At 44.4% G+C, this 12,565-nt stretch carries 10 protein-coding genes and 1 other RNA gene; 1 reads left to right on the forward strand and 10 read right to left on the reverse strand.

The features are described from left to right. Positions 1-2 precede the first annotated feature (2 nt). Positions 3-716: a hypothetical protein gene (locus NQ536_RS09580; protein ID WP_004849332.1), complete on the reverse strand. Its 714-nt coding sequence runs from the start codon at positions 714-716 to the stop codon at positions 3-5. A gap of 185 nt (positions 717-901) precedes the next feature. Here NQ536_RS09580 and rnpB point away from each other — a divergent pair. Further along, positions 902-1,273: RNase P RNA component class A (rnpB, locus tag NQ536_RS09585), an RNA gene on the forward strand. A gap of 83 nt (positions 1,274-1,356) precedes the next feature. Here the strand turns inward: rnpB and NQ536_RS09590 are convergent. The 9 genes from NQ536_RS09590 to NQ536_RS09630 all read right to left on the reverse strand — a co-directional run bounded on the left by NQ536_RS09590 (position 1,357) and on the right by NQ536_RS09630 (position 12,557). After that, complete coding sequence (locus NQ536_RS09590) at positions 1,357-2,370, reverse strand: nucleoside kinase (protein ID WP_004849334.1); 1,014 nt, start codon at positions 2,368-2,370, stop codon at positions 1,357-1,359. A gap of 22 nt (positions 2,371-2,392) precedes the next feature. Further along, positions 2,393-3,283, reverse strand: a complete 891-nt coding sequence (locus NQ536_RS09595) for a tRNA (adenine(22)-N(1))-methyltransferase (protein WP_004849336.1) — start codon at positions 3,281-3,283, stop codon at positions 2,393-2,395. 10 nt (positions 3,284-3,293) lie between these two features. Next, positions 3,294-4,478: an RNA polymerase sigma factor RpoD gene (gene rpoD, locus NQ536_RS09600; protein WP_022059636.1), complete on the reverse strand. Its 1,185-nt coding sequence runs from the start codon at positions 4,476-4,478 to the stop codon at positions 3,294-3,296. Positions 4,479-4,504: 26 nt separating this feature from the next. Continuing rightward, complete coding sequence (gene dnaG / locus NQ536_RS09605; RefSeq protein WP_044997761.1) at positions 4,505-6,325, reverse strand: DNA primase; 1,821 nt, start codon at positions 6,323-6,325, stop codon at positions 4,505-4,507. 12 nt (positions 6,326-6,337) lie between these two features. Next, positions 6,338-7,342, reverse strand: coding sequence for a deoxyguanosinetriphosphate triphosphohydrolase (locus tag NQ536_RS09610; RefSeq protein WP_004849342.1), 1,005 nt, complete (start codon positions 7,340-7,342; stop codon positions 6,338-6,340). A 227-nt stretch (positions 7,343-7,569) separates the two neighbouring features. Continuing rightward, complete coding sequence (locus NQ536_RS09615) at positions 7,570-8,991, reverse strand: hypothetical protein (protein ID WP_004849346.1); 1,422 nt, start codon at positions 8,989-8,991, stop codon at positions 7,570-7,572. 11 nt (positions 8,992-9,002) lie between these two features. Beyond that, a complete protein-coding gene (locus tag NQ536_RS09620) occupies positions 9,003-10,619 on the reverse strand; it encodes a hypothetical protein (RefSeq protein ID WP_004849348.1) in 1,617 nt (538 codons plus the stop codon). After that, complete coding sequence (locus NQ536_RS09625; protein WP_147566221.1) at positions 10,609-11,181, reverse strand: RNA polymerase sigma factor; 573 nt, start codon at positions 11,179-11,181, stop codon at positions 10,609-10,611. The genes NQ536_RS09620 and NQ536_RS09625 overlap by 11 nt, the downstream gene beginning before the upstream one ends. 284 nt (positions 11,182-11,465) lie before the next feature. Then, complete coding sequence (locus tag NQ536_RS09630) at positions 11,466-12,557, reverse strand: peptidylprolyl isomerase (RefSeq protein WP_044997762.1); 1,092 nt, start codon at positions 12,555-12,557, stop codon at positions 11,466-11,468. Positions 12,558-12,565: the final 8 nt, after the last annotated feature.

Raw genomic sequence — 12,565 nt, forward strand, 5'->3', positions numbered from 1 at the left:
ACTTATATAAGTCCCTGGATATACAGTATTCCGCTTGTAAACTTGTCCCCTATATTGTTCACATAGTCTCTGTACTCCCTATAGTCTATATAATACTTCTTTCCCCAGGAAGATACAACAAGATATTCCTTTCCTCTTACATTTCTGACACCGGTTACAGTAACATAATGTGAATGGACATTCTCCCTTATGGATGTCTTGATGTTTCCATCCTTTTCCACATACATGCTGATTCCCTTCTTTCCAAATGGATTGTATCTGTTAGGTCCTATAGACAGTATCACCGGCTTGTTCTTGCGTATAAGATGCTTTATATCCTTGATCATTGCATCATCGGACTGCATCATCTTCCATTTTGCCTTGAGTCCGATATCGTTGAGCATAAAATATCTGTTCATCGTATGTTTGAGTGCTATGCCCAGCATTCCTTTGTGCATCATAAGTATGACATAGTGAACGTAGAAGAACTTTACATACTCCAGATAATCATGCTTATTGTAAAGCCCTTTCGGCTTGTTTATCTTCCTTATGGCATCAGTCATCATATTCGGATTCTGCTCCGCAAGATACATTGTCAGGTCTGCCATGGCTATGACTCCACATCCCACCTTCTGCATCTTCTTCGACTTTGACCAGTTCTGGTTGCCGCCATAGCTTATGAGGTTCATATTCTTTATCTTCACGTAATCTCTATTGGTTAAATATAAATCTTCCATATTATTCCTTTCCGATCTACGCATATATGCGTTCAAACAAAAATCTCATGGATCGTTACCCGTATTGTAACACGATTCTTCATCGACATCAAGCATTCTTAACTGTATTAAGTAGTATTAAAAACTACATTGTTTCGACGCATTTAGGTCTTTACTTTTTCCGGATGTTCTGCTATAAGATTATATGAGTTGGATAAGTGATCGCGGCTGCATTTATGCAGGTGAGGAAAGTCCGGGCTTCACAGGGCAGGATGCCGGATAACGTCCGGTGGAGGCGACTCCCAGGCCAGTGCAACAGAAATAAACCGCCATATCCGGTATTTATACAGATATGGTAAGGGTGGAAAGGCGAGGTAAGAGCTCACCGCTGCTGTGGTAACATAGCAGGCTCTGTAAACCCCATCCGAAGCAAGACCAAATATGGTTCCCGAGTGGAACCTGTGGAATGATACAGTTGCCCGCTGCATTCCAGGTAGGTCGCTTGAGATTTATGGCAACATAACTCCTAGATAGATGATCACTCTCGACATAACCCGGCTTACAGTCCAACTCATTATATCTGAATAACAAAAACGGAGATGACAATCAACACTTTTGATTTGTCATCTCCGTTTTGTATTAATATATAATTTGAAACATCTCAGATGTCAAAGCAACCTCCGCCTACAAACTCTCTGAGTATTGAGTCTGCGGGGATATACTCTAGATCTATATCTCTGAACATATCCACAAATCTCAGGAGCCGCTGAGCCTCTTCATAGTATTCCGAGTCAGATGAAACAGCTTGCAGAAGTGGCTTTGCAGACCTTCCGACCGCAGTGTACTCATAAATAAGTCCCGAATTGAACATCGCATCAGCTTCATTCTCATACGGAAAGATATGTGTCTCCTCGCCCTTTCTTACCGACTTCCACATCGACAGGGTTTTCTCCACATCATTTCCTCGTGTTCTGTGGTCGCGGACCATTCTCCTGAGAAGTCTGCCGTCCATAGTGGATACTTTTACCTGCTGCTCGTCACCGCCGTCCACATACAGCTGGTTCAACGGACTTATGTATATCTTGTACTTATCAGCTTCATCCAGCGCATATGTCATCGCCGGATTGAGAGAATGTATGCCCTCCATTATCAACACATCCGAATCTGCAATCTGAAGATGATTTCCGCGATACTCTCTCTTTCCTGTTCTGAAGTTGAACACCGGCAGTTCTATCCTCTCACCGGAGAGCAGCTTGCACATATCTGTGTTTAGCTTTTCAAGATCCATCGCCTCTATGCACTCAAAGTCATAGTTGCCATTCTCGTCCTTCGGATTATCCTCTCTGTTGACAAAATAATTGTCCGCCGCGATGGCGTGGGGGCTCAATCCCAACGCCATAAGCTGTATACCCAGCCTGTGGGAAAATGTAGTCTTGCCAGCAGAGCTTGGTCCCGATATCAATATTATTCTTCTTTTTTCAGCAGCAATTCTTCTGGCGATCTCATAGATACTGTTGCTCTGCATCACCTCACACACCAGCACCAGTTCCATTCCGCGCCCTGAATCTATCATCGCATTCAGTTTCTCAACTGAGTCAATGCCGACCTTTCTCGCCCATTCCTTCGAAGTTTCTTTCAGGGATGATACACCCTTATCCAGACTTTTTTTGACCATAATAACTACCAACTTCCATTTGTCATATTAACTCAAGAGCCCGCTCTATACACTCCTGTTCATGGCGCAGCTCCAGGCATCGCTTTCTCGCATTATCCGTTTTCGCATGTTCAAGTCCGGATATGATATTGACAAGAGATCGACTTCTGTCCTCCAGATAATCCTTCAAAACAGCGCTGTGGCTTTCCAGAAGTCTGCGTCCATACTTGAAATATATTTCCTGCAAGTCAGAATTATGTGCGAATCTATCATTTTCAGATCTGGCTATACCGGCTATGTCATTACCGGTTGCATCCATTCCATTCCTGTCATTCCCGGCCCTGACCATGTCATTTGTTTTTTCTTCATTCCTCGAAGATTCGCCCACATCAACGCTCATGACAACATAATATTTGCCTGCATCCACAAGCATCTTCTCATCGGTTATGAACCATCCCTGTTCATGTATATATCTTCTGACATGTTCAAGCTCCGACTGGGGCTGCAGCACGAGCTGTTTTGCGGTGTCCACAACCGTTTTTCCGGCACTTAGTATATCAGTTATTAGTATTCCGCCCATGCCGGCTATTATTATCGAATCTGTCTCCCCTGGCTTTACCGTGTCAAGTCCATCGCCGAGCCTCAGGTCTATCCTGTCATCCATACCCCATCTTGCTATATTTTCCCTTGCTATCGCGCATGGACCCGTCCTTACATCAGACGCTATGACATGATCAGCAATGCCATTTGCCACAAGGTATATGGACACAAATGCATGGTCGCAACCTATGTCACACACGCGTCCGCCGGGCTGCACCATATCCGCAACGGTCTGCATTCTGAGTGACAGCTCTATATTCTTTTTATTTGTATCATCCGCCATTATATTCGCAGAGCCAGCCTTCAATTCCGGCTGGCCCATTCTCCATTTCATTATACATTTATTAGTTGTAGAGGAAATCCTTGAGCTTTCTGCTTCTGTTTGGATGTCTCAGCTTTCTGAGTGCCTTTGCCTCTATCTGACGAATACGCTCTCTGGTTACGTTGAATTCCTTTCCAACCTCCTCAAGTGTTCTAGGCCTTCCATCATCCCATCCAAATCTGAGCTTTATAACTCTCTGCTCTCTCTCTGTGAGTGTGCTGACAACATCATCGAGCTGCTCATGGAGCAGTGTCTGATTTGTAGCCTCAACAGGTGTCGGAATGCTCTCATCCTGAATGAAATCTCCAAGATGGCTGTCCTCCTCCTCACCGATAGGTGTCTCAAGAGATACCGGTTCCTGTGCGATCTTCATGATCTCCTGTACTCTCTCCTTTGGAAGTCCCATAACCTCGCCGACCTCCTCTGGAAGAGGCTCTCTGCCGAGTTTCTGAAGAAGATCTCTGCTGACTCTTGTTACCTTGTTGATGGTCTCAACCATATGAACAGGGATACGGATAGTTCTCGCCTGGTCAGCGATGGCTCTTGTGATAGCCTGTCTGATCCACCATGTAGCGTATGTTGAGAATTTGTATCCCTTTCTGTAATCGAACTTCTCAACAGCCTTGAGAAGTCCAAGGTTACCCTCCTGTATAAGGTCAAGGAACAACATTCCACGGCCAACATATCTCTTTGCAATGCTTACAACAAGACGAAGGTTTGACTCTGCAAGTTTCTTCTTTGCGGCCTCATCACCGGCCTCCATTCTCTTTGCAAGTTCTATCTCCTCCTCTGCGCTTAGCAGTGGTACCTTACCGATATCCTTGAGATACATTTTGACGGGATCCTGGGTAGTACTTGAAATATCCCCTGTATCGGTGAAGTCGATCTTCTCAACCTCCTCCCCCTCTGCGATGACGTCCTCGTCAAGTGCTGGCTCCTCCTCATCCGTATCTGTGATCTGGAGAATATCCACGCCATTTTGCTCAAGAAAATTGAATATCTTCTGCATGGTATCAAGATCCAGTGCAACCTCCTTGAGGTCGTTGAAGTGCTTTATAAGCTCTGTGTCCTCGATAACGTTCTTCTTGCTGTGCGCAATTGAAAGGAGATCCTGAAGTTTCGCATTAAACTTCGCGTTGATCGCCTCATCATCGCTCACCTTTATCATCTCATTCTCATTTGTGTTTGTTGTATCCATTGTACTCATATTATTCCTCCACATTATATTGTTGATCAGATCACAACTCTGAATTTTTCAATTTTCTTTCTGTCTTTTATAAGCTGCTGCACTTTCGTAATGTCATTCTCGCTCTCTAGATGCTTCTTTATACTTGCAAGCTTGATCTTCTTCACCACATCAGTTATGGCTCCGCTAATCTCCTCCTCCGTCATGTCTATGGACAGATCGGTCTGAAGCATGGATGCCACTAGTCTCTGCTCCTCCACATCCTGAAACGTGTTAACTACGATAGCAGGCTCCACCTTGTGCTGCTCCCGGTACTGGGAAAACAGCTTCTCAGCAACAGTCCTGAAAACCCCCGGATCAAAGTCCTCCTCGCTTATAACACCGTCAAGCTTTTCAAAAAGCGATGGCTCATTGACAAGCCATGTAAGCAGCAGTCTAGCTGTTTTATTTTCCCCGACATCTCTGCCCTGTCTTCCATGTGATGCTGTCCCGCTGCCGGTTCCCGAATCAGGGTTCGTCGTCTGTTCCTCAAGCCGGCGCTCCTCTCTCTCCACAACATCTGGTTTTGGGGTTCCCGCCACTCCATAGTCGTGAACCTTCTCCGCAAGAGCGTCCCTGTTTATCACATAAGCACGTGCTATTGCATCTATATAATTATTGCGTTCAAGCGGATCTTCTATATATGAAATCTCTTTCGCCACCTGATTCTGGAACTTGGTGCGCTCCCCAGGATCGCTCTGGTCATACTCCTCAGAATATATCCTGGCAAGGAACATCATTCCACTCTCCGCTTTCTTTATCCGATCCTCAAATGCCTCGCTGCCAAGATTTCGTATAAACTCATCCGGATCCTTGTACGGACGCATATTTATAACTCTCGCACCGACTCCGACCTCACGGAGTATTGCAATGACCTTCTTTGTAGCCGCAACGCCTGCGCCATCACTGTCATATGCCAGATACACCTCGTCGGCATATCTCTTGATTATATTGGCATGTCCAAATGTAAACGCAGTTCCGAGGGACGCCACCGCATTGTCAAATCCCGCCTGATGCATAGATATGACATCCATATATCCCTCACAGCATATAAATCCCTTTCTCCGGCTCCGCCTTGCAATATTCATGGCAAACAGCGTATGACTCTTGTCAAAAACCGCAGTGTCACTGGTGTTGATGTACTTTGGCTTTCCATCGCCCAGCACACGTCCGCCAAATGCTATGACCTTGCCATTGATATCCAGTATCGGGATCATGGCTCTGTTCCAGAACTTGTCCACGCCGCCGTCCTTCTCCGTGATATCCACAAGCCCGGAATTCTTAAGCTGTTCATCTGTATATCCCTTGTTCTTCAGATACCGGTACAGATCATCCCTGTATATATCTGCATATCCAAGGGCAAATCTATTTATAGTTTCATCCGTGAGACCTCTAGTATCACGGAAGTACTCATAAGCCTTCTCTCCCCGCTGTCCATGCTTCAGTATATAATGGAAATATGCCGCCGCAGTCTTGTTCATCTCCTTCAGAGCAATCTTGTACTGCTCTCTGGAACGTTCTTGAGCACTCATGGACTTCTCTGGCAGCTGTATGCCAGCCCTCTCGGCAAGCCGCTCAACCGCCTCCGGGAAATTGAGATTTTCATATTCCATGACAAATGTAAATACATTTCCTCCGACACCGCAGCCGAAACAATGATACATCTGCTTTTCTCTGTTTACCTTAAAAGATGGAGTCTTTTCGTGATGGAAAGGACAGCAGGCCTCATAGTTGCTTCCCTTCTTCTTCAGGCTCGCATAACTGCCAATGACATCCACGATATCATTGCGCGACAAAACCTCGTTTATCACTTCATCCGAATAATACAATCCGCTTCCTCCTCAAACTTTCCAGGACTTAGGTATATATATGCTCTTGAACATCTCTATAGCATAATTATCCGTCATCCCGGCTATATAGTCACACACAACTGTTTTGGGGTCCTCCCCCATATATATCATCTCAACACATTCATTGGTAAGTCTGCTTGCATCCTCGCTGAAATATTCATACAGTATCCTGAGCATCTTATCCGCCTTGATCTCTTCGCTCTTCGCTATCGGGTTTGTGTAGAGATATGTAAACATGTACTTTCTGAGCTTACCAAGCGCATCGCCTATATCTGGCGACATGCTCACCTGGTCCTTGCCCATACTGGTCTTTATGACATCATGTATAAGACAGTTGAGCCTTGTTCTTGTAGTCTTGCCAAGTATATCAGTAATATTCCCAGGAAGATCCTCCTCCTTCAGTATATTGCCCCTTATGGCATCGTCTATATCGTGGTTTACATAAGCTATCTTGTCCGCAAGTCTGACGCACTGTCCCTCTAGAGTATGCGGAGTGCACGATGTCTTGTGGTTCAGTATTCCGTCCCTGACTTCCCATGTCAGATTGAGTCCCTCACCTCTGTTTTCAAGGCGCTCAACCACCCTGACACTCTGTACGTTATGACTGAAATTGTTGCCTGCGCATGATGCAAGTGTGCGCTCGCCAACATGTCCAAATGGCGTGTGCCCAAGGTCGTGTCCAAGTGCTATCGCCTCAGTGAGATCCTCGTTGAGCCTAAGTGACCTGGCGATCGTCCTCGCTATCTGTGCCACCTCCAGGGTGTGTGTAAGTCTAGTTCTGTAATGATCATCTCCGGGGGACAAAAATACCTGTGTCTTGTGCTTGAGCCGTCTGAACGATTTACAATGCAAAATACGATCCCTGTCCCTCTGGTATACCGTTCTCAGATCACACTGTTCCTCCTGCCTGTCGCGCCCCCTTGACTGGTCACTGAATGATGCATAAGGGCTCAAGATCTGATGTTCCTGTAATTCCTGTTCTTCACGTATTGTCATAGTTTTCTCCTATCCACATATACAAACAAAACCTAACAATATCTCTTACAAATCATATTTTATTAGCCACACATTTTTATTATTCTGTATTTTTTCTCATAATCCTTTTTTTATTTTTCTTTTTTTCAAAGTTTTTTGAAAAAACTAAAAAGTGCACACTCAGACAGCATATTTTTCTCATAGCCTTTATGAATGTACACTTTAATATTTTTTTCAAACACGCAATATCAATTTTTGCCAAATCGGGATTTATCCTGCGCAATACCGACCTCGCTTCCATCCCTCGCATCTATCATCACAAGCTGTATAGGATACGAGTCGTCATTGCCTCTTTCTCTATCAAGCTGAGCAAACACATACACCGGTATCGCCTCATACTCTCCATCGCCGGTCTTTATCCTGAAATATGTAAGTCTCACATCATTAAACTCCACCTTGTTATATCCGGTGTAATCTGCAAAGTGCTCAGTCATACATTTTTTCAGACTCTCAACAGCTTCATCCCAGCTTATGAGAGAGCCCGCTTCCACCGCATCCTCATCTGAATACATCGGCCATGTACATATAAACGAGACAAGCCCGTCGCTGTCAAATGTTATACTGTACTGCGACTTCTCCATATAGTAGTAATTATTCGGATCAAAATTACCTTCATCACTCTGATGAGATATGGTGTCTACACCAAATGCTTCAGGCTGATACAGCGGCTGTCCGCTGACTGCTGCCCCAAAGCTAACTGAATATCCGTTTTTTTCATCCCAACACACCTCCGAACCACCGTTTGCGTCATAGTATCCATATTCCCTGTAGATCTCATTTTCGGAAGTGGCTGCCGCATCCTTAAACCCCCACTTTGCCATATAATCCATAGTCTTTGTCAAAGCCTCGCTCTGGGAAAGTCCACATTTGTTGTCCTCATCGACCGCCGCCCATATCGGGGCATTTCTGTTGATGCCGTCAAGTTCCTCGCTGTCATATGTCATATACGACACATATGTTGCCCCAAGCTTCTGCATATCCTCTGGCACTTCTCTCTCCGTTGCAAGCTGCAGTTCAAATCCCTCATCCGTGGACCAGGACTGGTCAAAGAAATACAATATGTATTCCGTGCCGTCGATCTTACCTATAAAATAGTCACTGCCGTAATCAACCGCTGCCCCTTTATTCTCAAATATTGCGTCCTTCTGGGCCTGGCTCACTTCATCTTTGAGATCGTATGGATACTCAAACACTCCATCTTCCTCATCAAATATATTTTTTAATATAGTCTCTCTATCTGCCACGCCGATCTTGCCCATTGTGAATTTTTTCACATACATCCTATCTGCATCTGGAATCTTTATCTTGTCCGTCTTTATACATGCCGACTCTACGGTTCCGCAGTTATCCGCAGGAATGTCTATGTCAGCACTTCCCGGTATTCCCAGTGTTCTCGCAATTCCACTCACACTGTCGTCATTTTCTGTAGTAGCTTCCGTGGTTTCATTTACAGTCGGAGCATCGCTTCCACTGCTGTATTCCTTCACATCATCCCCCTCTATAACCGACACATTTGTTCCTGTGCTGTCATCTGCCTTATCTCTACATCCACTGCATGCCAGCACCATGCACAGTGCCGCAGCGCATACCATCCATCTTCGCCTCTTCATATTTATCCTCCCTACTTTCCTTCACCAAGGTAAACTGATATATAATCATACTTCTGCGAATATCCATCATCGTTGGATATCGACATATATGAATCTTCTATCTCACTCTCATCTACAAGGAAATACACCTTCAGATCGTGTTTCTCGCCGTCCCTGTTCATGGTTATTCCTACGTCCACAAGATCCGCTTTCTGTCCATCGATCTCTGCATATACCGGCGATGCAAATGTCACCGATCTGCTGTTCTGTGCACTCACATCCTCTCCTGAATAAAAATAATTTGTTGTCACTGGAGGCTGCAGCTCATTGGACTCATCTATCTCTCCTCTGTCCAGGTAGAAAGAAAGTGTATCAACTACCCCATCTTTACTGTATGAAACATCACTCTCATATGTCATGTCCACAGTAACAAGCCTAAGACTGCTGTCGTTATAGTCTCCCCAGCCTGCAAATTCATCATCAGATGTCTCTACAAGTCTCCTGCACCTAAAAGTCTTGAACTTTCCATTTGCGTCCACAAGGCTGCTGTCCAGGCCGCCGAACCAATACACGATGTCCCTTTCCGGTATATCACCGATATTGTCATTTATCTCTATATCGTTGACTGTCATCTTATATCCTGATCTGAAAAACTGTTCTTTCAGATCCACGCATGAAAATGTATCTTCTTTCAAGGTCGCGCTGGCTGCTGTATCATCTGTTATTCCAGAATCGTCATATACAAATTCTCCCACAAAAGTCCATTTTGAAGGATCTTCACCTATAGCTTCATTTACCGACATTCCCTCGATAACTTTATCCAGATCCTCGTCCGTGATCGCGCGGCCTGCATATATGGTTATGATGATTGATTTCTCTTTTATCGGAATATATACCAGCTTGTTGAAGGAGTAATCTACACCGCCCCTCTCAAACAGCAGACACTCGTACTCCCCTGCTTTCAAAGTCCTGGCATTTGCAATATCCCTGTTAACCACGTCATACGATTCGCCGTCCCACTGGGATGCCGCCACCGATATTCCCATGTCCGGATCCCCATTATCATATTTATCTGCCTCAAAGCGGATCATACCGGCAGGCAGATAACTGAAATTTATCTCAACATATCTTCCAGCAGGATTTATACTATATGAATAGCCATCACTTCCGACCACGGAATACTCATCTGCAGAATCATATTTTTCTACAGTCTTTTCCTTCTCAACATCAGTTTTCTCTTCAGCATCGTCACCCATCGTACCAAAGTCTTCCGAGACTTTTTCCTGTGAGGCACCATCCTTATTCACCTGTATCGTGCCCGTCGCAGTATGTCCATCCTGACTGACCGTAAATTTGTATATCGTGACAGCAGCATGTATCGACACCGGGATCAAAATCACCGCAAATATGAGTATCGCAGCCACACGGGCAAACCGTCTAAACTGCCCATATTCTTTTTTTAGTCCCGTCTGGCCTTTTATTGTCTCAGAATCTTTCGTATTCTCATAATCTTTTATTCCAAGCAGGATCCTCTGTTTTCTGTCCTCATACTCTGCCGAAAATACATGAACACTCTCATTATCCGGATCATTCTGTGTGCTTTTTTGTGCACTATCCTGTATATATTCCTGCTTTTTCTTATTCTCCATACAGCATCATCTCCTTCACAAGTAATTTGTGTGCCCGGCTGACAGCTCTCTCATACTTCTTTCTCACAGCAGATTCCGACATATTCATGATCGCCGCCGTCTCCCTCACACTGAGCTGCCGCTCCGCTCTGAACCTTATCACCAGTGCATCGTCATCCGAGAGCTTCCCCATCACAGCATCCAGGATCTGTCTGTTCTCAACAGTCTCGGTCATATCACTCTGTCCGACAGAACCGCCACCCTGCCAGATCATATTTTCAAAGACATCAGCTGATTCGGAATCTCCTGAAAACGCACACACCTTCTCAGTAGCTTTTTTGTTCTTTCTGTACATATCTATGGCAATACTTTTTGCGATCCTGGTTATGTATGCAGCCCTCTTCTCCTCAGACATCCTCCGCACGGTATCTCTGTGTCTGATTATCCGAAGAAAGGTTTCCTGAACCGCCTCCTCTGCCTGCCATTTATCTCCCAATATGACATTTGACAATCTGAAAATCTTCTGCTCATACATGTTGTAATATTCTTCTATAAGTTCACTGTCTTTTTTATCTTTATGCATGATCTCCCTGTTCCTTTTTCGTGTTCTATCCAAAACACATTTTTGAAATACCATATAGGCATGTCCTTTTGAACGTTCACTATATATAACGAATAGATTACCACAAATGTGACATCTTTTTTTATTTTGTCCAAACTTTATTCTGATGCTCACACAATTCTTATTCTCACACAAAAAGGACAGTCACATCCTGCTGTGAAATCCACTGCAAAATATGACTGTCCTTTATTCCCTTAGTTTATTGTGTTTAATTTTTGTTGATCTTTTTTATTCTTTTGTTTATTCTACTTCATAAGGCCCTGATCGTTCAGATCTGTTGCCATATCCAAAAGGCTGAAATTCTTCCATGTATCATCCTTGTAGACGACACCTCCCTTGTCATCACAGCTATCTATCCACTCCTGCTTTGTCTTCTCAAGTTCTGTGTCCACCTGAGATTCCGCGGTTTGGTAAGCGAAGCTCTCTAAAATATCACTGTCATGATCGGTTAATACCGCAATGGCATAATATGCATTCTGGGACTCATATACCTCTGTGCACTTGCCTGCTGTGAGTTTGTCCATAACATCGTTCATATCGTCCGAATATCCGCCCACATAACTCTGTTTCTCCTCTGAATAGCTGTCCACGCCATATTTCTTGGCAACCTCTTTGGCATCTGCACCGCTGTTGATCTCCTTTACGGCTGTCTCTGCCTTCGACTTCATATCAGCAAGCTCCTTGTCTTCAAGATTTTCATAATTGCCACCGTCATCAGTCATTGGATTGCCATCATCGTCTAGCTTAACCTTTGGGAATGTTAGATAGTATATCTTCTGAAAATTGTAATCCTTATACTGCTTCTTGATGTCGGCGGTCAGCTTCTTTCCAAGTTCGTTACGTGTGTTTGTCTCTATCTTGTTCATTATAGAGGTGTCATTGAACACTGAGTCAATCAGCTCATCGCTTATTCCATATTTTTCACGAACTGACTTCGGCACATACGAAGTGAAATCACTGATCAGTCTGTCTCTGGTATTCTCATCATCTTCCGTGAACTCCATTCCTGCATCCTTAGCTGCATCCCCTGCCATCTTGGTCTCCACGATATTATCTATAACCGTCTGCTTGTACTTATCCTCATCATTTTTGATATCATCATACTGAACCGTTCCTGACAGTATCTCAAGTATACTGTGCAGCATGAGTTCACCTTTACCTATATTATATTCACCAACAGTCATGACCGCATCACTGCTGTCTGTACCGCTCGCCTCACTCTGTGACTTGCTTTCCGATGCGCTTCCAGTCGTATCTGATGTACTTCCACATCCTGTCAACATAGACAGTCCAAGTACCACCGCACATATACAGCTTGTCAATCTTAATCTCTTCATAATCTACA

Source organism: Coprococcus eutactus (assembly GCF_025149915.1).
In the GTDB taxonomy this organism is placed as follows: Bacteria; Bacillota; Clostridia; order Lachnospirales; family Lachnospiraceae; genus Coprococcus; species Coprococcus eutactus.